The organism is Achromobacter sp. 77 (assembly GCF_020541125.1).
Taxonomy (GTDB): domain Bacteria; phylum Pseudomonadota; class Gammaproteobacteria; order Burkholderiales; family Burkholderiaceae_B; genus Achromobacter; species Achromobacter mucicolens.
Window position 1 is genome coordinate 5824879 of sequence record NZ_CP059848.1, and the last position, 26077, is coordinate 5850955.

At 61.4% G+C, this 26077-nt stretch carries 19 protein-coding genes and 1 pseudogene; 2 read left to right on the forward strand and 18 right to left on the reverse strand.

Features of this window, described 5'->3' with window-relative positions:
- Position 1: 1 nt before the first annotated feature.
- From H4P35_RS26960 to H4P35_RS26990, 7 genes are all read right to left on the reverse strand, one after another.
- The gene (locus tag H4P35_RS26960) at positions 2-823 is read right to left on the reverse strand and encodes an N-acetyltransferase (protein WP_226847615.1); all 822 of its coding nucleotides are present in this window, start codon (positions 821-823) and stop codon (positions 2-4) included.
- Positions 824-832: 9 nt separating this feature from the next.
- Positions 833-1633 (reverse strand): ParA family protein, encoded by an 801-nt coding sequence (locus H4P35_RS26965; protein ID WP_056320583.1) that lies wholly within the window; start codon positions 1631-1633, stop codon positions 833-835.
- Entirely contained in the window at positions 1630-2319 is a 690-nt protein-coding gene (gene rsmG, locus H4P35_RS26970; RefSeq protein ID WP_226847616.1) for a 16S rRNA (guanine(527)-N(7))-methyltransferase RsmG, read from the reverse strand. The genes H4P35_RS26965 and rsmG overlap by 4 nt, the downstream gene beginning before the upstream one ends.
- Positions 2316-4235 carry a tRNA uridine-5-carboxymethylaminomethyl(34) synthesis enzyme MnmG gene (mnmG, locus tag H4P35_RS26975; RefSeq protein ID WP_226847617.1) on the reverse strand — a complete coding sequence of 640 codons (1920 nt, stop codon included), beginning with the start codon at positions 4233-4235 and terminating at the stop codon, positions 2316-2318. Before mnmG ends, rsmG begins: the two co-directional genes overlap by 4 nt.
- 2024 nt (positions 4236-6259) lie before the next feature.
- On the reverse strand, positions 6260-6406 hold the full coding sequence (locus H4P35_RS26980; protein ID WP_175156988.1) for a hypothetical protein: 147 nt from the start codon (positions 6404-6406) through the stop codon (positions 6260-6262).
- An 869-nt stretch (positions 6407-7275) separates the two neighbouring features.
- Entirely contained in the window at positions 7276-7482 is a 207-nt protein-coding gene (locus tag H4P35_RS26985; RefSeq protein ID WP_056320589.1) for a cold-shock protein, read from the reverse strand.
- Between the two features lie 233 nt (positions 7483-7715).
- Positions 7716-8738 carry an AbrB family transcriptional regulator gene (locus H4P35_RS26990; protein ID WP_180097015.1) on the reverse strand — a complete coding sequence of 341 codons (1023 nt, stop codon included), beginning with the start codon at positions 8736-8738 and terminating at the stop codon, positions 7716-7718.
- A gap of 113 nt (positions 8739-8851) precedes the next feature.
- Here H4P35_RS26990 and H4P35_RS26995 point away from each other — a divergent pair, with 113 nt between their 5' ends.
- Positions 8852-10018, forward strand: a complete 1167-nt coding sequence (locus H4P35_RS26995; protein WP_180097013.1) for a pyridoxal phosphate-dependent aminotransferase — start codon at positions 8852-8854, stop codon at positions 10016-10018.
- 152 nt (positions 10019-10170) lie between these two features.
- Here the strand turns inward: H4P35_RS26995 and H4P35_RS27000 are convergent, their stop codons facing one another.
- The 5 genes from H4P35_RS27000 to H4P35_RS27020 form a co-directional block, all read right to left on the reverse strand.
- Positions 10171-11697: a tripartite tricarboxylate transporter permease gene (locus H4P35_RS27000; protein ID WP_128829665.1), complete on the reverse strand. Its 1527-nt coding sequence runs from the start codon at positions 11695-11697 to the stop codon at positions 10171-10173.
- Positions 11694-12131 (reverse strand): tripartite tricarboxylate transporter TctB family protein, encoded by a 438-nt coding sequence (locus tag H4P35_RS27005; protein WP_056320598.1) that lies wholly within the window; start codon positions 12129-12131, stop codon positions 11694-11696. The genes H4P35_RS27000 and H4P35_RS27005 overlap by 4 nt, the downstream gene beginning before the upstream one ends.
- A gap of 115 nt (positions 12132-12246) precedes the next feature.
- Entirely contained in the window at positions 12247-13245 is a 999-nt protein-coding gene (locus tag H4P35_RS27010; protein WP_226847618.1) for a tripartite tricarboxylate transporter substrate binding protein, read from the reverse strand.
- Between the two features lie 118 nt (positions 13246-13363).
- The gene (locus H4P35_RS27015; protein WP_370638946.1) at positions 13364-14848 is read right to left on the reverse strand and encodes a sensor histidine kinase; all 1485 of its coding nucleotides are present in this window, start codon (positions 14846-14848) and stop codon (positions 13364-13366) included.
- Positions 14838-15515: a response regulator gene (locus H4P35_RS27020; protein WP_056320607.1), complete on the reverse strand. Its 678-nt coding sequence runs from the start codon at positions 15513-15515 to the stop codon at positions 14838-14840. The genes H4P35_RS27015 and H4P35_RS27020 overlap by 11 nt, the downstream gene beginning before the upstream one ends.
- 489 nt (positions 15516-16004) lie before the next feature.
- Between H4P35_RS27020 and H4P35_RS27025 the strand changes: the two genes are divergently transcribed.
- Complete coding sequence (locus H4P35_RS27025) at positions 16005-17384, forward strand: ClcB-like voltage-gated chloride channel protein (RefSeq protein ID WP_226847619.1); 1380 nt, start codon at positions 16005-16007, stop codon at positions 17382-17384.
- 57 nt (positions 17385-17441) lie between these two features.
- On the opposite strand, the gene H4P35_RS27030 is transcribed toward H4P35_RS27025, so the two are convergent.
- The 6 genes and pseudogenes from H4P35_RS27030 to H4P35_RS27245 form a co-directional block, all read right to left on the reverse strand.
- On the reverse strand, positions 17442-17915 hold the full coding sequence (locus H4P35_RS27030; protein ID WP_226847620.1) for a GNAT family N-acetyltransferase: 474 nt from the start codon (positions 17913-17915) through the stop codon (positions 17442-17444).
- A gap of 16 nt (positions 17916-17931) precedes the next feature.
- Positions 17932-18711 (reverse strand): DUF6708 domain-containing protein, encoded by a 780-nt coding sequence (locus H4P35_RS27035; protein ID WP_226847621.1) that lies wholly within the window; start codon positions 18709-18711, stop codon positions 17932-17934.
- A 19-nt stretch (positions 18712-18730) separates the two neighbouring features.
- A complete protein-coding gene (locus H4P35_RS27040) occupies positions 18731-19651 on the reverse strand; it encodes a DUF6708 domain-containing protein (RefSeq protein ID WP_226847622.1) in 921 nt (306 codons plus the stop codon).
- An 83-nt stretch (positions 19652-19734) separates the two neighbouring features.
- A complete protein-coding gene (locus H4P35_RS27045) occupies positions 19735-23007 on the reverse strand; it encodes a T6SS effector BTH_I2691 family protein (RefSeq protein ID WP_226847623.1) in 3273 nt (1090 codons plus the stop codon).
- Entirely contained in the window at positions 23004-23951 is a 948-nt protein-coding gene (locus H4P35_RS27050; RefSeq protein ID WP_226847624.1) for a hypothetical protein, read from the reverse strand. Before H4P35_RS27050 ends, H4P35_RS27045 begins: the two co-directional genes overlap by 4 nt.
- Positions 23948-26019 (reverse strand): annotated as a pseudogene (locus H4P35_RS27245) (type VI secretion system Vgr family protein). Before H4P35_RS27245 ends, H4P35_RS27050 begins: the two are co-directional and overlap by 4 nt.
- Positions 26020-26077: the final 58 nt, after the last annotated feature.

The following is a 26077-nucleotide window of genomic DNA, read 5'->3' on the forward strand; positions in this document are numbered from 1 at the left end:
CTCAGGCGTCCGCCTGCTCGGCGGGCAGGCGGTACCAATACGCGTAACAGTCTTTGAATCCGTAGCGGTCATACAGGGTCCGCGCGGCGACGTTTTCCGGCTCGACCTGCAGATAGGCCGTCCTGGCGCCGTCGGCAGCCCCTTCGCCCAGCAAATGCTCCACCAGGACAGCGGCGTAACCTTTGCGCCGATGTCCCGGGTGGGTAACGATGTCGAACAGGCCGAGCAGGTCGCCTTCACGCACGGCCATCCCCGCAGCGACCATCTGCCCTGCCGCGTCGGTGGCGAGCACCGGCTGCTTATCCACAGCCAGACCGGCAAGGCGCGCGTGGTGTTCGGCGATGTGCGCAGCCGATGAGCCGCGCAGCGCCCCGACCGCCGCCGCAAAGCGCTCGGCATCGACCATGCTGAAATGCAGATCGCTCCTGACGCTTGCGCGGGGAGCGAGCGGCGTGCTCATGACGCGAGTCTCACCGGTGTAGAGATAACCGCGGGCCTCCAGCTCGGCGTCGAGCGAAAAATCGGGGCCGATGGAGGTGATGCGCAGCACCATGGGCAAACCCTGGCGCGCATACAACGATGAACAATACGCCAGCCGCTCATCCAAAGGACGTGTGGATAACCCCAGCACATTGACGCTTCGGACCCGCTTGGCCGGCGATTGGGCAAAACGCACGAGCCAGCCATCATAGATCACCTGCGCGCCCACGGCGGTGGCATTGAGCGCCGCGTCTTCCAGCCGCACGCGCAGCGCATCGCGCACGTCGGCGGGCGGCGTGGAGACGGTTGGCTGTGGCGGAAAAAAGAGCGCGGCGTCAGGCATCGGGGACGGCTAGTTCAGGTCTTTCCTGACGCGTTCGATCATTTCGGCGCCGAACGAGATGTATGCCTGCGCGCCGCGTGACGCGCGGTCATACACAACACCCGGCATGCCGTAACTGGGTGCTTCGGCCAGGCGCACGTTGCGCGGCACGACGGTCTTGAAGACCTTGTCGCCGAAGTGCGATTCCAGCTGCGCGGACACCTGCTGTTGCAGCGTCATGCGCGGATCGAACATGACGCGCAGCAAACCGATGACGCGCAGGTCGTCGTTGATGTTGCGATGCACGCGCTTGATGGTGTTGACGAGGTCCGACAGGCCTTCGAGCGCGAAATATTCGCACTGCATGGGAATGATGACGCCATGCGCGGCTGCCAGGCCGTTCAAGGTAAGCAGGGACAGCGTGGGCGGGCAGTCGATGAGCACGAAGTCGTACTGGGTCGCAACAGTGTCGATGGCGGCCTTCAGTTGGCGCTCGCGCTGTTCCATCTGCACCAGATCGATTTCGGCGCCGGACAGTTCGCGGTTGGCCGGCAGCACGTCGTAACCACCGGACTCGGACTTCACGCGCGCCTGCTCGATGGAGGTCTCGCCGATCAGCACCTGGTACAGATTGGACTCCAGCGAGTTCTTGTCGATGCCGCTGCCCATCGTGGCGTTGCCCTGCGGGTCCAGATCCACCAGCAGCACGCGCTGATTGTGCGTGGCAAGACCCGCCGCCAAGTTGATGGCGGTCGTCGTCTTGCCCACGCCGCCCTTCTGATTGGCAATGCAGAAAACGCGGGCGGATGTGCTGGGGGGTATGTTCTTCATAGGGTTCCTTGACTGCGGCGCATCCAGATCAGGCAGCGTTCTGCTTGCAGCTCCGGCACCTGGAGCGGCTGAATATGGTCGACTTGCCATTCCCCGCGCGCGTGCAGCGCCTGGATTTCTTCTTCGGGGACCTTGCCCTTCATGGCGACGAGGGTACCATTCTTGGCTACATGGCGACCCGCGAGTTGCGCAAAATCATCCAATGATGCAAACGCTCGCGAGGTGACGATGTCGCACTCGGCGGGATCCAGCGTTTCAATGCGCGCGTGCCGCGATTGCAGGTTGGGTAAACCCAGCGCGCCGCTCATCTGGCGCACGAACGCGGTCTTCTTTTCGACGGCATCGACGCACGTCACGGACCAATGGGGCTGCATGATCGCCAGGACGACGCCAGGCAGGCCGCCGCCCGATCCGACGTCGAACACCTTGGCTGGCGCGTCGGGCGCGGCCAGCGCCTCGCTGAAGGGCTTTACGGCCGCAAGACTGTCGAACAGGTGCTGCACGAGCATCTGCTGCGGATCGCGAATGGCGGTCAGGTTGTACGTGCGATTCCAGCGCTGCATCTGCGCCAGGTAATTGAGCAGTTTGGCGACGGCGCCATCGTCGGGGCGCAGGCCAAGCTGCTCGCATGCACGAGTGAGTCGGCCGGCCATGTCGATGCCGGCCTGATTGGCGGGCGCGCTCATGCCGCTTGCTTGCGCGAGCCGTAATGCAGGCGCTTCAGATGAATGAGCAGGAGCGAGATGGCAGCTGGCGTGACGCCGGAAATGCGCGCGGCCTGGCCGATCGTTTCCGGACGATGCGTCTTGAGCTTCTGACGCACTTCAAAGGACAGGCTGGTCACGGCGTCGTAATCCACGTCCGCCGGAATCGGCTGTTGTTCATGGGCGATGTGCTTTTGCACTTCGTCCTGCTGGCGCGCGATGTAGCCGGCGTACTTGACCTGGATCTCGACCTGCTCCGACAACACGTCGTCTTCAACGACCCCCGGGCCGGCGAGCAACGAGCCATCGGCGTTTTGGGCGCCCATCAAGGCTTCGTAGGACACGTTCGGCCGTTTCAGCAGGTCAGCGAGTGAGTACTCACGTTCAATTGCCTTGCCCAGCAGCGGTTCGGCGACCTCGGCCGGCAGCAGGCGCGGATTCACCCATGACGACTTCAAGCGTTCGACCTCGGCCGCCACCGCATCGCGCTTACGGTTGAAGGTATCCCAACGTGCATTGTCGACAATTCCGAGCTGCCGGCCGATTTCGGTCAGACGCAGATCGGCATTGTCTTCGCGCAGGCTAAGTCGGTATTCGGCACGCGAGGTGAACATGCGATAGGGCTCGGTCACGCCACGAGTGACCAGGTCATCGACCAGCACGCCCAGGTAAGCCTCATCGCGGCGCGGGGTCCACTGTTCGCGTTCCTGCGCTTTCAGGGCCGCATTCACGCCAGCCAGCAATCCCTGCGCGGCGGCTTCTTCGTAGCCGGTGGTGCCGTTGATCTGGCCGGCAAAGTACAGACCTTCGATGGCCTTGGTCTCGAGCGTGCTCTTGAGTCCACGTGGATCGAAGTAGTCGTACTCGATGGCGTAGCCGGGCCGCATGATGTGCGCATTTTCCAGCCCGGGCAGCGAGTGGATCAGATCCAGCTGCACGTCGAACGGCAAGCTGGTGGAGACGCCGTTGGGATACACCTCGTGCGTGTCCAGCCCTTCCGGTTCAAGAAAGACCTGGTGGGACTGCTTGTCGGCGAACCGGTGGATCTTGTCTTCGATGGACGGGCAATACCGCGGACCCACCCCTTCGATGACGCCGCTGTACATCGGCGAGCGATCCAGACCGCCGCGAATGATGTCGTGCGTGCGCGCGTTGGTGTGGGTGATCCAGCACGGCAACTGGCGGGGATGCATGGCCACGTTGCCCATGTACGAAAACACAGGAATCGGGTCCAGGTCGCCGGGCTGCTCTTCCAGGATGGCGTAGTTGATGGTGCGCCCGTCAATGCGAGGAGGCGTACCGGTCTTGAGGCGGCCTTGGGGAAGCTTCAGTTCCTTCAGGCGCTGACCCAGCGAAATAGCCGGCGGGTCGCCAGCGCGTCCGCCCGAATAGTTCTGCAGGCCAACGTGGATCAGACCGTTCAGGAATGTGCCGGCGGTCAGCACCACCGTCTTGGCCCGGAACTTCAGGCCAACCTGCGTCACCGCGCCGACGACGCGATCGCCCTCCACCATCAGGTCCTCAACCGCCTGTTGAAACAGCCACAAGTTCGGCTGGTTCTCGAGGCGGCCGCGGATGGCCTTGCGATACAGCACACGATCTGCCTGCGCGCGCGTGGCACGGACAGCCGGCCCCTTCGAGCCGTTCAGGATGCGGAACTGGATGCCAGACTCATCCGTGGCCAATGCCATGGCCCCGCCGAGGGCGTCCACCTCTTTGACGAGGTGGCCCTTGCCAATTCCGCCGATGGACGGATTGCAAGACATTTGGCCAAGGGTCTCGATGTTGTGCGTGAGCAGCAGCGTCTGCGCACCAGTACGGGCTGCAGCCAGCGCCGCTTCGGTGCCGGCGTGGCCGCCACCGACGACGATGACATCGAATTCGCGGGGATAGTCCATGATGGGGGGAAGGTAAAGAAGAGAGCGTTCGGCGCTCATTATAGAGGCAGGGGTTGCATGTTTCACGTGAAACATTTTCGGGGAGTGTGTTTTGCGCCAATGGGCCTTTGTCGGGTAGTCCGAGAACTCGTGGGCGGCGGGCAGACGGGTCTGAAAGTATCGGCATCTGCCGGTGTCATGGGCTGATGTTCCACGTGAAACATCCCCGTCGCTTGTCGACTGAGTACGCCGCAGCACGGCTCTTGCGTTGTTTCACGTGGAACATTCATTTATTTGGGGACTTGGTGGCTCGCGTAGATGGCCAGATGCATCGGCGCGAGGGCTGAAGTCCGTACCTATAGCGCCTGCTCCGCTTTCCGGCAGGTGAAGTGCGGGCCTGGTGGTCGAGGCAGAAGGCGAGTGTTGGAAGAACTGGGGCGATGGGCATCGGAGTGTTTCACGTGGAACATTACGCGGGGCATCATCGACTCGCCAGCGAGCCACGATTCGTCCAGCGTTGGACCCTACGGCTGGCTCCCTACTTATCTCCCCTCGCCCACCGTCAGCATCGTGCGCTTAGGACGTGTAGCCAGATTGAGACCCCTCAAAGGCGCGCGGGGCCGCATCCTTTACACCACACGATGACGTCACGCTTTAGACAGCAGAGACTGCCGTCAGCTATGTAGAGCTCAGGTAAGTCCGCCAGCCGCCCCTGCGTTCGGACTTGAGGCAATCATTCCTCACTTCACCGTGCGCCTATTCGGGCTGCGGACCAACGGGTGTTTCACGTGAAACAAGCGCTTAGCTCCGGGCGGTTGCCGATGGGGTAAATCGCTAAGTGGCAGCCGTACGGGCCAATCGGTGCGCCATGGAGAGGTGAGATGGGTGCCGCGATATACCTCGAGTACCGAAGTCCAGAAACGCCTTCACCAGTTGAAGCCCGATGCGCACCAGTGTTGTTCAACACCATCCAGTGTTTCACGTGAAACACTGGTCACGAGGAGCGTCGTGGTTAACGTCGATGTACTCGATGCTAGCTAGCCTTCGAATGTTTGAACCAGCCTGCAATCGTCCCAACTAGTTCTCGGTGTTCTGTCGGTGATAGAGATGGCTGCGGTATTCAACGACGCTCGCGCCCACTCCCAGCACGGCCAAAGCAACGTGGACGTCGCTTCTTTGGGCACAAACCGCCCCCCTCCCAACAACCGGAAGTCGTGGTCTCGAAAGTCTGCCGAATCTATCGTCATTCGTACCCCCAAAAGACGCCGATGTTTCACGTGGAACATCCAAGACAAAGATTCCGCGGCTGGCCGGCAGCTATGTTCCACGTGAAACACCCAAAGCAGCCGGCGTCTATCCCGCCGCAACATCTCACTTTCCGCGGGAGGGCCCACATCAATAAGCAACGCATGGACCTGCAGCGCGTGACCCAGGAAAAGTAAGAAAGCAGAAAAATATCGATTTATTCCACCCTACCCTACCCCTAGCCTGAGAAAACGAACTTTTCGGATCACAGCGGTTGGACAAAACCTCAGCGGATGATTCGAAAGCCGCATTAAAGTTCCCGGGGTAGCCAACCAGGCAGCCGGATGCGGCAAGCGAAACGGTTCTCACATTCCGTTCCGACGGCCGGCAGCATGAAACGCAAACACAGGTTGATGCCAAGCGAACGTCACGCGGGAACCATGAAGCATGCGTTCCCAGCTTAAAACGTAGGGCTTATCCACAGACAACGGTTAACCGCAGCGCACTATGAAAAGGTTCGAATTGCTCAACGCCAGACTCGGGTTACGCACATTCTTATCAACAGGCCGGCAAGGGTTCAAGCCAATACACGCCATGCATTGAAGACCCGTGCGTTATCAACAACAGCACAAGCCACCGGAACGCCCACCTTCAGCGGGTTCTCGCAACACCAGCAGACACGGCTGGCTTCAACGGCTGTCTTATCCACAGCACCAGCAGCACGTTCTTCTGACGTCGGCCTCATACCAACCGCTCGTTGATGGGCATGCTCATGCCAGCGCGGACTGCGGCTACGCTGATCAAAATCGGCGGCGTACATCGGCATGTTGCTGCCGGCCGCCTTGAGCAAACTCGCCGCGCAGATTACTGGGGGGCACGTTATTCACAAAATTATCCCCACCCCAGAAATCCACTGAAACGCACATGCCCAGGGCATCGATCTTCATTGACCCGACAATCATCTTGCTCGGTCTCTGCCACCGGCGCCATCATCCATATGGCCGAGACGACAACACTTCATGTGAAACGCTGTGGAAAAGTCGGCGGAAGAAGTTCTATGAGCAATTCTCCGCGCGACTAGTGCGCGCAGGCATCGTTGGGATAATCCAGTGCCCGGCTCTTGCCCGACCCTCTTGAATCAGCAATGCAACGTGGCGCGCCAGCCGCTTGACGAAGTTCGTCCTGCTCACGCCAGGCATCGGGATAACTCCGCAATTTCCGTTCCCTGACCCTAAGCCTTTCGGCGATATCCCCACTTCTATCCACAGGCGCAGACCGCCAATTTGGACTCCAGAAGGCGTAATTCTGTGCATAACCGGGATGGGGATATCTTTGTGAACAACAGACAGAATTCAGGCCCGGACGCGCCAACTACAACCCGAAAAGCGCGCCTCTCAGCGCAAGAAAGAGCCGGCATGCCAGCGGAAAATAATGCGCAAATCCCCGAGTTTCCCTATGAGAACGCGGATTAAACCCTCTATCCAGCGCTCGGACGCAGGCAAACTGATTATTCACGGGAAACCCAATCGGGTCGCCGTTATTGATGCAGATATCTGTGCAAAACCGGATTGACCCTGACCTGAATGCTTCATTACTGAGCACCAAAATCAACGGCACCGGAAATAATTATCCACAGAGTTATCCAGTGCTCGAGAATATGTTAGTAAACACTAACGTCGCGTGTTTTTAATGGGCAGGACCAGACAGCCGGGCGCCGCAAAACGGAAGGCCAAATGAAACAACGCCCCAGACCGGGAGGTCTTGGGGCGTTGTAGCCAGGCCGGGCCTGGCGGACGGGAAATTGGGATTTCCCGATTTAGAGCGGGCGAATGTCGGCCGCTTGAGGTCCTTTCGGACCATCCTTAACTTCGTATTCGACTTCCTGGCCTTCGTTCAGGCTGCGATAGCCGCGACCCTGGATGGCGGAAAAGTGTGCGAACACATCGGTGCCGCCCACGTCCGGCGTGATGAAACCGAAACCCTTGTCAGCGTTGAACCACTTGACTTTGCCCTTCTGAGCCATTTTCTCTAGCGTCCTGTAATTAAATCGAAATGCAATGAATCAAGGACGCCGTGCGAACTGAACGATCGGTGCAAAACCAGTGTTCCCGCTTGTCGCCAGAGCGGCAGACCGAGTCCGCGCGCTGCTTGAATCAACTGCGGAATCAGCATACTCATCCGGCATTACCGAGTCATATAGTTGTTTACCCCAATGTCGCTTTTTTTTCACTGGAACGGCAATACCGCCTGGCGGAATTAGCCTTGCCGACGCGCCAGAATCGCGTAAATGGGACCGGTCACGATCACCACGAAAACCATGCGCGTGACGTGAAAAGCGGTCACCACCGGAACGCCCAATTGCAGCACTTTGGCGGTGATGGCCATCTCTGCAATGCCGCCGGGTGTCGTGCCCAGAATCAGCGTGGGAATTGGTGCGGCGGACCATAGCGAAAGCAAGGCGCCCACGCCAAATGCAAGCGCCAGCGCAAGGATCGTGAAGCCCGCCACCGCCGCCATGAATCGCGGTGCGGCACGAAAGAAGTCGGGGCGATAACGATCGCCCAGCGACCAGCCGATAAGGAGTTGCCCCGCCCTGGGCACAAAGTCCGGCAACGCGGATAGCTCTATGCTCGACGCGGTGAGAATCATGGCGACAAGCATGGGCCCCAGCACCCAGGGATTGGGCAGCCGAAATTTCGTGAAGGCAGCGCCACCCACGATGGTCAGGGCCACCAGTGCCGCAAGCCCCAGCGCATGCACATCGCGCGGCCCCGGCACGGTCGGATCCAGCCCCGCCACGCCCCACCACTGAAAGATGAAAGGCACGGTGACCACCACCAGCAAGACGCGCACGCTGTGCGCGGTGGCCACGCGATCGATCCTCGCGCCGTGACGCTCGGCCAGGTTGGCCATTTCGCTTGCACCGCCGATGGCCGATGAAAACCACGCGGTCTTGAAGTCCACATCGGTATAACGACGCAGAATCGCGGTGCCCAGAAATGCGAGCGCCAGCGCAAACAACATGCCGGCAATGATGGGGCCGGCGTTGCTGCCGATATGCCCGATAACCTGCGGCGTGAAGTACAGCCCCAGCGAGGCGCCGATGACCCACTGGCCCGCATTGCGAGCTGGCCTCGGGCACGCCGTTCGCAATCCGGCGATCCGGGTAGCCGCGGTCAATAGCAGCGCGCCCAACATCCACGGAAGCGGCATGTGCGCCCACACCGCCAACAACGCGCCGATCAGCGCAATACAAAATCCGGCCAGCACTCGGGCCATCCTGTTCTGAACCACAATCCCGTCCGCATTGGAACTCTTGAAAATGGAATTATGAGTTAGTGGGATACTTACGAGAAATTTCCTCGGCTACCCGTGTTCACTTCGCGTCCAACATGATCCGCTCCAAACTCCCCGACGTCGGCACCACCATCTTCACCGTGATGAGCCGCCTGGCCATCGAGCACAAGGCCATCAACCTGGGCCAGGGCTTTCCTGACTTCGATCCGGACCCTGCGCTCTGCGCGCTTGTCACCAAGGCCATGGCCGACGGGCACAACCAGTACCCGTACATGCCTGGCGTCGCGCCGCTGCGCGAGGCCATCGCGGCCAAGACGCGGGAACTGTATGGACACGCCTACGATCCCGAAACCGAGATCACCGTGACCAGCGGCGCAACTGAAGCGCTGATGGCTACCGTGCTGGCGGCTGTGGGCAGCGGCGACGAAGTCGTGGTGATCGAACCTTGTTATGACTCGTATCTGCCGGCGATTCGCCTGGCCGGCGGCACCGCGGTTCCCGTGCCGTTGCGCGCGCCCACCGAAGCCGATCCGTACTACCGCATCGACTGGCAGCGCGTGCGCGACGCCATCACGTCCAAGACCCGTCTGTTGATGCTGAACTTTCCGCACAATCCCACAGGTGCGGTGCTGGACGACAGCGACCTGGATGCGCTGGAAGCCATCGTCCGCGACACGGGTGTGCTGCTGGTGTCGGACGAGGTTTACGAACACATTGTGTTCGACGGCAAGCCGCATGCCAGCGTGGCGCGGCGCCCCCTGCTTGCCGAACATGCGTTCGTGATCTCTTCGTTTGGCAAGACGTATCACACCACCGGATGGAAGATCGGTTATTGCTGCGCGCCGCGGCACCTGAGCGCCGAACTGCGCAAGGTGCATCAGTTCATGGTGTTCACCGTGCCCTCGCCCATGCAGTTTGCGCTGGCCGAGTTCATGCGCGATCCCAAGCCCTACCTCGATCTGCCGGCGTTCTACCAAGCCAAGCGCGACCGTCTTTCGCAAGGCCTGGCCAAGACGCGCTTCCGGCCGCTGCCCAGCCCCGGCACGTTCTTCCTGCTGGCTGACTACAGCCAGATCTCGAAGCAGAACGAAGCCGACTTCGCGCGCGACCTGACCGTCAATCATGGCGTGACCGTGATTCCCGTGTCGGCGTTCTACCGCCACCCCGATGCGCCCGAATCCAATCATCGGATCGTGCGCTTCTGCTTTGCCAAGAAGGACACGACGCTGGATGCGGCCCTGGAGCGCTTGAAGCAGGTCTGACATTCAATATATGAGCAAAAGCTCATATATGAACGGGCGCGCCACCTTGTGCGGCACGCCTGAAAAAAAGGGGCGCCGAAAGGCGCCCCTCAACGTTTGCCGGCCTGGATTTGAGCCGGTGTGCGCACCGTCAGGGTTGCATCACCGCGCCATCAGACCGGCCCAGCGGCAACCTTTCTTGCGGCCCGCACACGACGCAGGACCTGCGGCACGATCACGACCGCCGCCGCGCCCGTCCACAGCGCAATCGAGACCGGGCTGGCGAACAGCACACCCACGTCGCCATCCGTCATCGACAAGGCGCGGCGCAGGTTCTGCTCCATCATGTTGCCCAGCACGACGCCCAGCACCAGCGGCGCCATCGGCACGCCGAACTTACGCAGGAAGTACCCAAGCGTGCCAATGCCCGCCACCAGCAGCAGATCAAACGTGCCGGCGTTGATTGCATACACGCCGATGTAGCTGATGCACAGAATGCCCGGCACCATCAGCCAACCCGGCACCGACAGCACTTTGGAGAACAAGCGGACCAGCGGCACATTCATCACGAAAAGCAATACGTTCGCCACGAACAGCGAGGCGATCAGGCCCCACACCAATTCAGGCTTGGTGTCGAACAGCACCGGACCCGGCGTGATGTTGTAGAGCGTCAGCGCCCCCATCATCACGGCAGTGGTGCCAGAGCCGGGCACGCCCAGCGTCAGCATCGGCACGAACGAGCCGATGGCCGAGGACGTCGCGGCCGCTTCCGGCGCGACCAGGCCGCGCATGTCGCCCTTGCCAAATTTGGCATCGGGATCCTTGGCCTCGATGATGCGCTTTTCCTGCGAATAGGCGACGGCCGCGGCCACGCTGGCGCCAGCGCCAGGCAGCACGCCCACGCCGAAGCCGACCAGCGCGCTGCGCACGACGCTCCACCACGTGAATGCCATCTCTTTCAGGTTGAACAGCTTGCGCCCGCTGGGCTTGACCTCGACGCTGTGGCCGGCCACTACCTTTTCAAGCATTTCCAGCATCTCGCTGACCGCGAACAGCGCAATCACCACCACGACGAAATCGATGCCGTCGGCCAAGTGGACGGACTCGAAGGTATAGCGATACACGCCCGAGTTCGCGTCCACGCCCACCACGGAAATGGACAGGCCGATCATCGCCGCCAGCACGCCCTTGACCGGTTGCTTGCCAAGCAGGCTGGTCAGGCAGCAGAACGCGAAAATCATCAGCACGAAGTATTCGGCGGGGCCAAACGCGAGCGCCCATTTCGCCAGCATCGGCGCAAGCAGGATGATGCCCACTACCGACACGATCGCCCCAAAGAAAGCCGACCACGCGGAAAGCGTCAACGCCACGTTGGCCAAACCCTGCCGCGCCAGCGGGTAGCCGTCCAGCGTCGTCATAATGGCGCTGGCTTCGCCCGGCACGTTCAGCAGGATCGCCGTGATACGGCCGCCATACTCGGCGCCCACATACACCGCGGCAAGCAGGATCAGCGCCGTTTCCGGCGGCAGATTCATGGCGAAGGCGATGGGGATCAGCATGGCCACGCCGTTGACCGGCCCCAGCCCTGGCAGCACGCCCACCATGGTTCCGATGAAGGAGCCGATGGCGGCGACCAGCAGGTTCGTCAGGGAAAAGGCGACGCCAAAGCCTATCGACAGATGATCGAGAATGCCGCTCATATCAGGTTCTCCAGCAGTCCGCCGGGCAGGACGACGTCCAGCACCTTGTCGAACAGCACGAAAAAGAAAAGACTCATCACCACACCGCCGATCGCGCACTTGATCCAGCTGCCGCCAAAGAGGCGTCCCACGAAGATCGTCATGAGCGAGGTTGCGATCACGAAGCCCAGCCACTGGAAGAGAAAGGCATAGGCGGTCGCGAACACGACCATCAGCGCGATGCGTCCATTGGCGCCGGCGGAATTGTGCTCGACCGCATGGCCGCCCTTGTAGACGAGGCGCAACCCGCACAGGCCGATGATCAGCGCCACAAGCAGGGGAAAGGCGCGCGGGCCGACGGGTTCGTAGGCGAAGGGCGCCTCGATGCTCCAGCCGGCAGCCGTCATGAAGACGGCCAGCGCCAGGGCGGCAATGCCCAGGATTCGATCATTCATGGTCCAGGTTTCCGTTCAAGTCGGATTGCGCGGCGCAGCGGGCCCTGCCGCCGCCCAAGGCGGGCGGCAGGTGTGCCCCTTGCGGGCGCGGTCGGGAATCAGCCTGGCGGCTGGCTTACTTTTTGATCAGGCCAAAGGTGTCGGCGAGTTCGCCGTACTGCTTGACCTGGTTCTTCACGTAGGCGTCCAGTTCGGGGCCGGTCTTGTTGAAGGGAAACAGACCCTGCTGCTGGCGCAGCTTCTCGAACTCGGGCGCGGCCGTGGTCTTGTTGAATGCGTCGACCCAGAACTGGTAGTCGCTGTCGGACACCTTGGGACCGACGTAGAAGCCGCGGATGATGGGCCAGACGATGTCGTAGCCCTGTTCCTTGGCGGTGGGTACCGAGCCCAGCTTGCCCGGCAGGCGCTGGTCGTTGAAGACGGCCAGCACGCGGATGGGGGCGCCCCCCTCAAGCATGGTGAAGGCTTCGGCGGCGTCGCCCATGTAGGCCTGGATATGACCGCCGCGCAGCGCCGTCACGGCCTCGCCGCCGCCTTCGAACGCGACAAAGCGCATCTTCTTGAAGTCCACGCCCGCCGCCTTGGCAGTCAGCGCCGCCTTCATCCAGTCCTGACTGCCCACGGTGCCGCCCGCGCCCAGCACGATCTTGGTCGGGTCCTGCTTGAAGGCTTCCATCAGGCCCTTCAGGTCGGTGTACGGCGAGTCGTTGCGGACAACGGCCACGCCATAGTCGGTGCCGATCGCGGCCAGCCAGCGCACGTCGTTGACGTTGTAGTTGCCGAACTTGCCCTGCGCCAGATTGAGCAGCGAGCCGCCGGAGAACGCGACGATGGTGCCCGGCTCGTTCGGATGCTGGGCGACGATGTTGTTGTACGCCACCGCGCCGATGCCCCCGGGCATGTAGACGATGCGCATCGCGCTCTTGAGCGCGCCGCTCTGCTTCAAGCCTTCGGTGGCCAGCCGGCACGTCAGATCGAATCCGCCGCCGGGCTGCGCCGGGGCGATACATTCCGGACGGCGGGGCTCGTCGGCGGCATGCGCCGCGCCGAGGGACAGGGTGATGGCGCCGAGCGCCGCCAGGGCTGCGATGCGCAGCTTCAGACTCGTCTGCATTCTTGCGTCTCCAGGATTTATAGGTCTAGGTATTGCTGGCAGCGGCGCGGCGGCGGTCGATCGCATCCCACGGCTCCAGTGGACGCCACCGTACAAAATCGAACCTTTCCATAACCTTTCAATTCCGGCCGATTTCGTGACGCGGCGCAGCATCCGGGCCCTTTTCCAGGGAAAACACCAACGCCGCCCGCAATCCCGGCTGCCCATTCCGGTTCTCCAGCACGAGACGCGCCCCCAGGATTTCGGCAATCGTGCCCACGATCGCCAGGCCCAGGCCAGCGCCGGAGGTGTTCTTGCCCGCCGCGCCCCGCCGGAACCGCACGCAGGCCCGGGCAATGTCCTCGTCCGACATGCCGGGACCGTCGTCTTCCACGGCAAGGCGGGCCTGGCTGGCGTCCGCGTCGATCCGGACTGTGACCACGCCGCCCGCGGCCGCATACCGGATGGCGTTGTCCACCAGGTTGCTGACCGCCTCGCGCAACAGCCACTCGGCCCCGCTGACCACGACAGGCCTGCGGTCGGCTTCCAGCCCGATGTCCAGTTGCCGGGCGCGGGCATTGGGTAATTGGGTGCGGATCACCGCGTCCGCCAGCTCAACCAGGTCCACCTGTTCGGGTGCCGAACCGCCTTCGGCCAGCGAGGCGTCTTTAGCGCGCGCCAGGGCGAGCATCTGGTTGGTGGTGCGTACGGCCCTGTCCAACCCCTCTTGCATCGCCAGAAGGGCTGTACGGACCTCCTGGGGGTCTGTTTCGCGCAGGGCATAGGCCATCTGGGTCCGCAAAACCGACAAAGGCGTGCGCAACTGATGCGATGCGTCGTCCAGGAACTGCGCCTGCACCCTCCCCAAGGCCGCAAAACGGGCCATGTGGAGATTTATGGCCGCCACCAGGGGTAGGACCTCACCTGGCATCTCGGACGCGATGACGGGGCTTAAATCGTCTGCAGACCGGCCTTTGACTTCCTGACGCAGACGCTCCAGGGGACGCAAAGCCATGAAAACGCCTAAAACGATCACCAGGACGCTGATGAGGATCACGGCAAGGTCCCGCTCCACCGAGCGCACCAAAACCTTGTGAAGGAACGCCTCGCGGCTTTCCAGGCCCTCTGCGACCTGCACGATGACCCGCCCGCCCTGGTTGGCGTACAGCGGCGGATCCATGGGCCGCGCCAGCGCCGCCACCCGGACGGGCTGCCCCTGGTAGGTTGCATAAAAAAACCGCGGCTCGCCCGACACGAGGGGCTGGTCCGGCAGGGGCAGCCCGGGATGGCCGATTTCGGCCAGCCCGTCTTCGGTCGCCACCCGGTAGAACACGCTGCCATTGGCCGTCAGCTCGAAAAATTCAAGCATCAGGTAGGGCTGCTCCATGGCTAATCCACCGCTGGCTGTGGATATGTTGTGGTCGATCGCGCGCAGCGCGCCGGCAAGAGACCGGTCATAGGCAATGTCGACCTGGTTGCGCAACTGGTGGTTGGACAGCCAGAGCGCGCCCATCATCACGAACACCAGGGTCGGAATCAGCCACCAGAGCAGTTGCGTCTTGAGGGTCCGGGCGCGTTTTTTTGCTGAAAAATCAACGCCGTTTTGCGGACTTCTAGTTGTCAACAAGGTTCTCCAGGCAATACCCCATGCCGCGCATGGTCACGATTTGCACACCGGTATCCGCCAATTTCTTGCGCAACCGGTGAACCAGAACCTCGATGGCTTCCAGGTTGACGTCCGCATCGTCGGTGAGGATGCGGTCAAGGATCTGCTGTTTGTTGATGGGTTCACCGCTTTTCTGGATCAACACCCGCAGTACCGCGTGTTCACGTGGGGATAACTGCAAAGGCTGTCCGCTGACGGTGAATTTTTGCGCGGAAGTTTCAAAAACCAGGTTTCCCAGCGTCAGGCGGGGATGTTCGCGGCCGCGGCTGCGGCGAATCAGGGCAATCAGGCGCGCCTCCAACTCTTCCACAACAAAGGGTTTCGGCAGGAAATCGTCCGCGCCTTCGTGAAGTGTTCCGATCCGCTCGGCCAAGGAATCGCGCGCGGTCAAGACCAGCACCGGCGTACGGTCGTCCCGCGCGCGAATCTTCGCCAGCAAAGCATGGCCATCCATGCCGGGAAGTCCCAGATCCAGGATCACCGCATCGAAATCTTCCATGGCCAGCCTTCTTTCGGCGACCAGTCCGTCATCAGCCCACTCCACGACGAAGCCGGCATGTCTGGCCAGGCTTCTGGACAGCCAGCGGGCAAGTTCAGCTTCATCTTCGATCAAGAGGATACGCATGGACGCAGTCCGGGGGGCGGTGGATGGGCGGAATGGGAAAGCATGTTTGGCTTTTCCTTTTTTTTTCTTTATATAAAGACTAATGATTAATAAGGGCTGTGGATAACTACCTTAACCTTGAAAACCTCTTTGCTTTCATTGCCTTGCGTCCGTTTTTGCCTGTGCAAGAACTCTGTGTGGGAAAAAAGCTGAAGTTGGACAAGATTTTGGACCTCGTCCGAAACCCCTGCTTGTTCAACTTGCCTCCACAACATGTGCACAACAGCGCTACTTAGGAGTTATCCACAGGCCTCTTCTGGCAACCGAGCCTTGAAAAGGGCCCTTTTACCCCGGAAAACCGCCCTTCGCCTACCCTGATTTTTGCCCTTGCAGCGCCTCAAAACGGGCCGCTAAGCGACGTTCGGAATCGGGGATTCGAGGGGAGACGCGTACGGACCGCTGACGGTGAACTGAACAAAAAGTGAGCAGAATCCGCCGTAGAATCCGGCCATGGATAGCGACTTGAAACTGCGTCGACCGGCCTGGGCCAGACGGTTGAGACGCGGACTTTTGGCAGAAAATCTGGCCTTGACGTTGTGTGCGGCCGCGTTGGTTGGCGCGCTGGGTGCGCTGTCAACGGTGGTGTTTCGCGAACTGCTGGGCTGGATGCAATTGTTGGTGGGAGGCGGCGAGGTTCCCCATGGCATGGTGTCGCTGGCGCGGGGACTGGATCCCTGGCAGCGGTTTCTGATGCCAGCGGCCGGGGGCGCGATCGCCGGCCTGATCCTGCAGGCGGCCACCCGATGGCTGCCCCGGCGCGGGGCCGCCGACTATATGGAAGCCATTTCCATCGGACGTGGCGTCATCGGCTTTCGCCAGACGGTCGCGCGCAGCCTGTCCTCCATTTTTTCGATCGGTTCCGGCGCATCCATTGGCCGCGAGGGGCCGATGGTGCAACTGGCAGCTATGTGCGCCTCGTTGACGGGCCGCTATCTGGTGCTGCCGCCCCGCCATCTCAGGCTGCTGGTGGCCTGCGGCGCCACCGCAGGCATCACCGCGGCGTACAACGCGCCGATCGCGGGCGCGGTGTTCATTTCCGAAATCGTGTACGGCGTGATTTCAACGGCGACGCTGGTGCCGCTGGCCGTCGCTTCTGTTGTCGCCAACATCGTGACGCGGCAGGTGCTGCACTACGACGCGGTCTTTCAGATGCCGCATTTCGAGTTTGTGTCCGGCTGGGAAGTGATCAATTACCTGGGACTTGGCCTCATCGCCGGCCTGGCCGCACCCCAATTCCTGCGGTTCCTGGACTTGTCCCGCGCGGCGTTTCGCCGGTTGCCGTTTCCGATCTGGGCCAGGATGGCGGCAGGCGGGCTGGTTGTCGGCGCGCTGTCCGTGATCGATCCCGCGGTGTGGGGCAACGGCTACAGCGTGGTGAACAGCATGCTGCATACGGATTGGGCATGGCAGGCGGTGGCGGCCCTGCTGCTGCTCAAGACGCTGGCCACGGCGGCCAGCGTCGGGTCCGGCGCCCTGGGCGGCGTCTTCACGCCGACCTTGTTCGTGGGGGCGGCGCTGGGCGCGTTGTACGGGACTGCGCTGCAGGGCCTGTTTCCGGCCGGCAGCCTGTCGGCCGTGTCCAGTTATGCGGTCGTGGGAATGGGGGCGCTGTTGGCCGCCACCACGCATGCGCCGCTGATGTCGATCTTGATGATCTTCGAGATGACGCTGAGCTATGAAGTCATGTTGCCGCTAATGCTGGCGTGCATGACGGGATACGTGATTGCGCAGCGCATCCGGCCGGCGTCCGTCTATGCGAAATCGCTGGCGAACAACCGGATTTCCGCTCACCTGATGGCAAAAAAGGGTAGACCGATAAATTACGAGTAAAAGCTCATATATTCGGTTTGTCCGTTCTTGTGCGGCGGAGAGCGCTGCAAAAACACCCTATATAAGGGGTCTTTGCATGAAAACGCGGTTCAGCCCGATCTCCGTGGCGCGGTGCGTTTCCGCATAGCCGCGCCGCGTGTAGATGGCGATGTTCTCGGTCATCGCTTCCTGCGTGTAAAGCCGAATCCGTGAAAAACCGGCGCGGCGCGCGGTGTCTTCGGCCCATTGCAGCAGTGTCCGGCCGTGCCCTTTTCCTTGCGTGGTTGGCGACACGGCGATGTTGTCCAGCAGCATGCACCCGTCGTCGGGTTCTGGAATCAGCACGATGAGGCCTTCGATGCCAGCGTCCGATTCCAGCACATGAACCACGCCTTGCGCGACGCGCGCCGGATAGTCGTCCAGCATGGGGCCGGGCGTGGCGCCGTTGCGTGCGATGTAGGGGGAGTAAGCCTCGCGGACGATGAGCTCGATGCGGGCGACATCGGCGGGTGTCGCGGCGCGGATACGAAAGGGGGTGGGATTCGTATTCATGACGACGCGCTTCCGGTTATTTTCCCGATGCAAAAGCGATAGGTGCAATCTGACCGGTCGAATCTAGCACGGAGTTCATCTCCGGTGCCGTTCGAGATTCAAGATCCATATCCGCAGGCCACTGGACTCTGGGAGCCAGGCGCAAGGCGATGTTGTAGGGAGCGACGTCGTTGGCGTCACGCGGTTCGGCGTGATCGGGGTCGAGGCCGTTGATGCCGTTCTGTATATAGGCGCACACATACGCCCAGAAGTTGGAGGTGTTGGCAGCGTCGGTGTTTAAGTGAAAGCGCGTCACGACGTTGTTGGTGCCCGGTTCCACCACCGCGATGGAGACGCCTTCTTTGATGATGAGCCCGCCGCCAGGCGTCGCGCCACGGACTTTCCACTTCTCTGCGCGCAGATCGTCCCAGTCATAACTCGCCGTCGTCACGTACCCGCGCTCGAAGGGGTTCCACCAGACTGAATGGAAGTCATAGACGTAGACCTTGCGACGTAGGCGATTGAAGCGAAGCGGGAGATCGCGGGGTGGGGACACCTCGGCACGGTAGATAACAAACGCTGTCCAGAGGCCGATGGAAATTGACCCGACAAGCATCAGAAAAATTCCGGCCATAAGTGCACTAACACCCGTAGTGGCGAACGAATATATATCCTTTGCGGCCATTACGAAGAGATCTAAAAGAACCCATGCGACTACCGGTAAAAAGAAAAAGCAAACACCGCGCAAACTCGACGTGTTCCGAGCGAACTCGACATACGTCTCATCCATATGCGTCGGTGCCTGCCACAGCAGCATTGGGGGCTCGTCAAGCGGGTCATTGGGGCCGGGCAGATCGCGTTGCCAACCGAGGCAGGGGCGATTCAGTTGAGGTTTCGCCAACAGAGTTCCTAAGAAATGTCGATGGCGGCGAAGTGGGAGTTCGCCAATCGAATGTACCGGGGCTGTGGAGCTGCAGTGGCGGGGTGGCGAGCGGGCCCTTCCGGCAAGCGAATCCAGTCCTAGGCCTCGACCTTAATGGTGCTGTTCGTGATTCAAGATCCATATCCGCGGGCCACTGGACCTTCGGCGCCAGGCGCAAGGCGATGTTGTAGGGAGCGACGTCGTTGGCATCACGTGGTTCGGCGTGATCGGGATCGAGCCCTTTAATGCCGTTTTGCATGTAGGCGCACACGTATGCCCAGAAGTTGGAGGTGTTCGCAGCGTCGGTGTTCAATTGGAAGCGCGCCACGACGTTGTTCGTGCCGGGTTTCACCACCGCGATGGAGACGCCTTCTTTGATGATGAGCCCGCCGCCAGGCGTCGCGCCACGGACTTTCCATTTCTCCGCGCGCAAGTTGTCCCAGTCGTAACTCGCTTTAGTTACGCATCCGCGGTCAAACGGGTTCCACCAGGTTGAATGGAAGTCATAGACGTAGGCTTTGCGGCGTAGACGGTTGAAGCGAAGCGGGAGATTGCGGGGTGGGGACACCTCGGAACGGTAGATAACACAAGCCACCCAGGCGTTGACGGTAAGTGTGCTTACATGCAGCAGAAAAATACCTGCGACTTCAAGCATGCCCCTCCCTGCCGCCGCACTTGCTGAAAAAATATCCCATACCGCGAAAAGTAGAAGCAGGACGCACATCAATCCGAGCATTAGTGAAAGGAAAAAGCAGACACCCCGGATACTCGACGTATTTCGAGCGAACTCGACATATGTCTCATCCATATGCGTCGGTGCCTGCCATAGCAGCATGGGGGGCTCTTTGATAGGTGCATTAGGGCCAGGCAGATCGCGTTGCCAGCCGGCGCAGGATGGGTTCAGTTGAGGTCTTGCCATCAGAGGACCTCCGTAATTTCGATGGCAGCAAAGCCTAAGCTGTCGCTCTTATCCGGCCAGAACGCCACGACAAATGTTGCCGACTTGATCTTGTTGATGGGATCCAGCCAATATCGACCGCTAAGAGTGGGCTGCGAAGATGTCGGTTTCGTCTCGCCGGCCAGTGTGTAATCGGGACTACCCAAGGCGGAAACCTGTGTGGTGTGGGTTGTATCGTTGACTTGTCCAGATGTCATGACGTGGGAAGACAAATTGGGAGCACGTTTGCCGTCTTGAGCAAGGCCAAAGCGCTCGGTGGTGAGCGTGAAGCGGTAGCGTGACTGTTCGGCATCGAATCCCGGCAGGGTTGCGCCGTAAACGAGCATCTGAGATCTCTCAACTGGTCCGTGGTTCTTGAGTACTTCGACGTCTTCGCTGTAGAGTTCATCGGTCGATCTCGCTCGATATTCATAAGAAAAACGGAGGTCGACCTCCATGCCGAGCACCGCTGCATTGAGTGCAGCAATTGCGACGTCCAAGTCTTCCGGATCCCGCCAGCGGTTGTTCGCGCCTGTTCGGCCGAAGTAGCAGCGCTGAGCCCACTTTTCCATGGCGTCAGATTCGAGGCTTTTCGCAATTTTCGATATCGCGAAGGCGGCGAGTCCGATAACTATGCCGACACCCAACCCCCCTAACAGAGACAGGGATCGCACAGATCCCCAAAAAATCACAAATGCCCCAGTAATTGACAAGCCACCGGAGAATATGTGGTAAGGGGTAACATTTACGTCACCAGCTTTTGCTACGCGCAAAGCAGCACTAAAACTCGTACTAGCATCCGCAATCCCTGCCAAAGCCGAAATCGCTCCCCCCACCATCACCATCTTCGACCCCAACCCGACAACGCGCGTGAGGACAGGAGTTTTCTCCGCACCCCAGCGCAGCACGAACCCTCGGGCAGCCTCCGCCGGAACCTTGATCGCCAAACCCGCGGCTTCAACACTCGCTCCCATGAAGCCCAGCGCCACGCTATAAAACGCCGCCACAGCCTCCGGATGCCGCGCGCCGACTTTCGCATCCAGGTCAGCTAACGTGCTTTTCAAGCTGTCCTGCAGAAAATACAGGCCGATGAAAGACAAGCCGCCATCCACACTACCGACGGCCAGGCTCTTCAAGCTCGCAAAGGTGCTGCCGGCGACACGACGCGCCCCCGCCGCGCCAACTTGCAGGCCCTCGAGCACCGCGGCGGCAGCGGGTTCCAGATTCTTCAGGCCGGCGTTGACCTGGCGTAGCGCAAACTTGGCTTCTCTGTTGATCTCTTGCCCAAGCGCGCCTGCAGCCTGCCTGATGTCTTGCGCGCCCTCCTTGGCTTCGCGGCTGAAATCCAGGATGCGCTTCTTGACCTCTTCTGCAGTTCCATGCGCCCATAGCGTGACGTCGATGAGCACATTGCGGACATTGGCATTCGGGATGGTGATCAGACTGCCCAGCAACATCGCACGTGCCCTTTTGCCAGCGGCCTTTTGGGCGGAGTTGGCGTGCTCGCGAATCTCGCTCGACAGCAGCTCGAAGCACTCCCCCACCGTGAGCTGGATGGTGACCTGGGTGAACCTGGCCTTACCGTACAGCCAGGCGGCGCCGGACTGGAGGTTGTCTAAAGCCGCCTTGGCGCCGATGCTCAGGGTGCTTTCGAGGCGATTACTCGCATCGTGAATGGCCGCCAACAACTGATCGGCAGATTCAACAACGAGCGTCCGGCGCCAATCGCTTCCCTCCTTGCTCGTGGCGACCATTTTTATCGCGTCATAGTATTTCTTGCCTGCCTCCGAGGGCATCGCGTCCGAGAACAAGGGTTCGAACGCCTGCTGCAAGTCGGTGTATTGCCCATTGAGCGCGATGTAGGCCGGACTACCTGCGTCGGACAGCAGGTCTTTCCATGCCTTGCTGCTAGGCCCCAACGCTTGCGGCGTGGGCTTTTCGCCGGGTTGGCTCTCGTCCGCCGGCGTGGTCTGCTGTGGCGGGGCATCCGTGATGCCGCCCGCGAGACAAGCCGCGGTGGTGCTCAGGCGGCATTGCTGCGAACGCGCATCGGCGTCCGCATAGTCCAAAGCCATGATCCGGCGCCAACTGGCGCCAGCCACCAGGTCGGCCCAGTCGGTTGCATAAGCGTCGATCTGCTTTTGAAAGCTGTCGTCTTCCTTGTCATACGCATCCTGAAAAGTCTTTCGCCCTGCAGGGCCGGTTTCCCAGTAACGATCTTCTAGCCGGGCCATGCGACGCCCGGTCTCGCGATTGACCACGCCAGCACGTTGTTGTGCGGGGTCGTGGAATACGGGCGGGACGCCGGATTCGCTGGACGTCCAGTAGTCGCTAGGTGGCGGCGGAGGCGGGTGTGCAGCCTCTACTTGCTGGGCGATGTAAGCTTTGATTCCGAGCAGGCACTGCGAGGTGAGGTAGGCATACCGCCGTGTTGGCTCTTCACGCCACCGCTGGCGCATCGTGTTGACAGAAAGACGCAGGCTGTTGAGCTCTGCAGCCATGCCCACCGGATCGGGCAGGATGAGTCCTGCAACCCCCTTCGCAAGCCCATGCTGCTTTTCGAGCATGCGCAGTTGCGCATGCATGGCTTCAAGGCGGGCATGGCGGGGATGCCAGTCATGAACGCTACCGAAGTCGTGCGTGCCGATGGCGTACTCGGCGACATGCTGGGCAAGATCATCACCGTGCTCAAGGGCAAGCGCCTGGTTGCCACCTGTCGGATCCTGCTTGAGCGTGATCAGATTGATTACCCTGAACCGCTGCCGATAATCAGCGGGCAGTGCCTTTCCATCAGCGTGCTTGCCGGTGCGGTAGGCATCGAGTGTCGCCTTCGGCCAAGGGTCTTGTGAAAACGCGATCCAGGCCTGCTTGTGCGCTGCGGTGTCGATGTTGATGAATGCCGAGCGCAGATCGTGTCCGGCGTCCAGGCAAGCTTTGGCTAGGGGCTCGGGCGCCGCCCGTGGCATGGAGAATGGATTGAACTGGCGCAGATAGCCTTCCGGGGTGACCTGATAGGCATGCCAGATTTCTTTGTCCAGCAGCACATAGACATACCCCTGCCGCAATACACGCAATGCGGTCTGAATGGATTCGTGACTGAGTGCGCCATGTTGCTTGAGTCCGCCTGTGACCGGCATGATGGCAGGCCGTAGCGGCAGGATCGGTAAGCCGGTACGTTCACACGCGCTGCACGTGCCGGTGGGATTGGGCGCCGCCTGGCGCCGGGCCTGGGTCAGGGTCTTGCTGATGCTCATGTGTAGTTCGCGGCGGGAGGTAATGACGCAACGATGCGCTGCCACGCAAAGTCGTCGTAGTTGTCAAAACGCGCTTGCAATGTGGACTGCCCTGCGACGGCGGCTTGGATGTCGTCCTGTATTTCTGGATGCCGTGGCAGATGGGGATGAATGAAGACGCGATGCATGCACAGGTCGATGATGTCGGCGCTCAGGCGCAAGCGTGAGTTCTGTGCGTCACGGATCATTCGGAAAGCGTGCACGGCGGCCTGGGGCGGAAGAATCGTGGGGCCACGCCAGCGCATTGGCGCATACGTCACGGGGAATCGGAGCGCGGCGCGCCAGACATCCAGGAAATCGCTGACGAGCGGTGCAAGTTGCAGTGCCTGTCGAACGAGTGGAGGGGCATCCGAGCCGGCTTCGGTGGGGGAGCCGCGAAGTAAGGTGAAGGCGCCCCAGCTGGTCGGGCAAAGCCAACGTTTGACGGGCCACAGCAGAGCAGGAAAGGCGTGTTCCATTGATGCCGCGAGCAGTTCGAGCCGCAACGGCTCGAACCACGGCGTCATGCGTTTTCCAGCTATAGGCACGACGACATCCAGGCAGCGCGCAGTCAAGTGATCGGCGAGCGCAGCGAGGGATTGATCACTGGTCAGCCATCCGCACACATAGCGCTTTTTATAGCTGGCATCATCACGCGCGGAACGTTCGGCGGCTGCGAGCAGAGAAATGTCCGCGGCACCTTCTGGCGCGGCCAGCTGTATAAGCGCCGGGCACGCGTCGGGCGTATGGGCAAGGTCTGGCCGGATGACGCGTGCGATCGCCTGTTCGCCCAACGCGTGGGTTAGCGACTGAATGCTAAGGGCATCTTGTGGCTCGCACGGCGCGAGCGGGTCCAGCAAGAGGTAAAGATAGTCGCTGGGGGCGCGTTCGAGACGGGCAAACGCTTGTACGACGCTCTGCATCATCTGGCGCGCTCCAGACAATCAGAAAGTGCGCCTTCCAGAACCTCGCAGCCCAAAGCCAGTTCATTTCCGCCGCCGCCCCCCTGCATCTTGAGCGGACCTTTAACCTGGATGGAGATAGCGTCAAGGGTTATGCCGGTGCTATCTATTCGAATGGTTCCACCCGGCCCTTTAATGATGAGCGCTTCTCCAGCATGCAGAGAGTAGTCCCTTGTCCGACGGCGGATGGCCTGGCCCGCCCGCAGTTCCGCTCGCCCCTCCACGCTCTGCTCCTGGTGCCCGCCAATACTCACCCAGTGATTGGCCGCAGTCTCGTCGCGGCGGTTGTTGCCCACTTCCTCGGTGCGGTCCTTGCCGGTGTAGATGGTGTGATTACGTCCCACCGTCAAGAAGTCGTCCCGCCCAATGTCGTGCCGCCGATCCTGGCCGATGTTCACCTGTTCGTCATTGCCCACGGTCTCCCTGCGGTCGTGGCCAATGGTGATGGTTTCGTCGTTCTCGACCTGCTCGCTGCGGTCGTGACCCACGAACGTCGACTCGTCGTGGTTGACGTGGATGTTCTGGTCCCTCTGCGCGTGGACGTAGATTTCTTCCTGATCCATCTCGTCCTCAAAGCGCAGTTCGTTGTATCCCTCGCCTTTGTGGGTCTTGGTCTTGATGGTCATCCGCGTCTTGTGGCGCGGCAGCTCGTAAGGCGGCAATTGCAGGCGGTTGTAAACCCGGCCGGTGATCACGGGCTGGTCGGGATCGCCGTCGAAGTACGAGACGATGACCTCTTGTCCGATGCGTGGAATGGCCATGTGGCCCCACGTGGCGCCAGCGATGTTCTGGGATACGCGTATCCAGCAGGAGCTGTGTTCGTCCTCCTTGCCGAGACGGTCCCAGGGGAACTGGACCTTCACGCGGCCGTATTCGTCGGTGTAGATCTCTCATTGGGTGGGCCGACCACTACGGCGTTCTGCGGTCCGTCGATGCGGGGCCGGGGCAATGGCTCTGCGCGCCACTCGGCGTCGTCCGGTACCAATTCAGCCTCGTAGTGGTATCGAGTCCCAGACGCGGAATCGGCGCATTCCTCGGCCTGGCTCGTGTGTTGGATGCCGCGGTGGACGATGCGGACCGGGCGCCATCCGCGATTCATGTCCTCGCGTGGGTGCCCGGCCAGCGTGAAGGAGATGCCAGGCTGCAAGCGCGGGTCATCGCCTTCGACCAAGGCGATGCGCGCGTCGCGCCGATGCCCGCGCAGGCGATTCTCGGTGAAGGGCTTGCCGGCCTCGTCGAACTTGGCCCGGGCGGGGTAGTCGTAACGCTCGTAGCGGCGGCCTTGATGGTCCAGGTCGCGCCCATCGCGGCTGTGCTGGTGGGTATAGCGCGGATGGTGAAAGGTGTAGTCGCGCTGCGTCTGGCGCGCGGTGCGAACGTTCTCGGTATAGGTGAAGCGACGCAACGCAGGGTGCGGCTGATCGCCGCCGGGCGTGGGGTTGTACTGCACCGGCGCGTCGCCGACGCGGCCGTGAATGAAGAGGCGATCGCTGTGGACAAGTTGATGTCCTTCGGCGCCATGACGGAAGGAATAGAAAAAGCCTTCCTCACGCATGATGCGTTCGACAAAGTCGTAGTCCGTATCGCCGGCTTGCACGCAGTACTCGCGGGACTGGTGCTCGGTGGTGCTGCGCTGCTCGTAGTCCTGGGTGAGGCCATGCGCCTTGAGCACGGCCTCGGCAATCTGTGGAACGGTCAGCGCCTGGAAGATCCGCCAGTCAGAACTGAGCGCGAGGCGTGCCAGACGCGGTTCGACGACAGCCGAATAGCGCGTGCGCCGAAAGCCGGTTTCGCCCTGGACGAATGAAGACACCGCGCCGTGCACGTACCGGACAGGCGTGTCGCCGTGCCAGATGGTAAGCAGCGCAGCGCGGTCCAGCACCGCGCCGAAATCGATGGCGGGATTGGCGCTGGCCAGTTCCGCTTGCAGCACGAAAGGCTCGGACAAGCCTTCCTGGAGCGAGAACTCGACGACCTCGAAGGACTCTTCGCCAATGGCGAACGTGAAGCGCAGGTCGGATTGGGTAGGCATGGCGGGCTTCCGGTTGGGACAGACCGCTCGGGTCGTCCTTGGTGCCAAGGGGCACCAC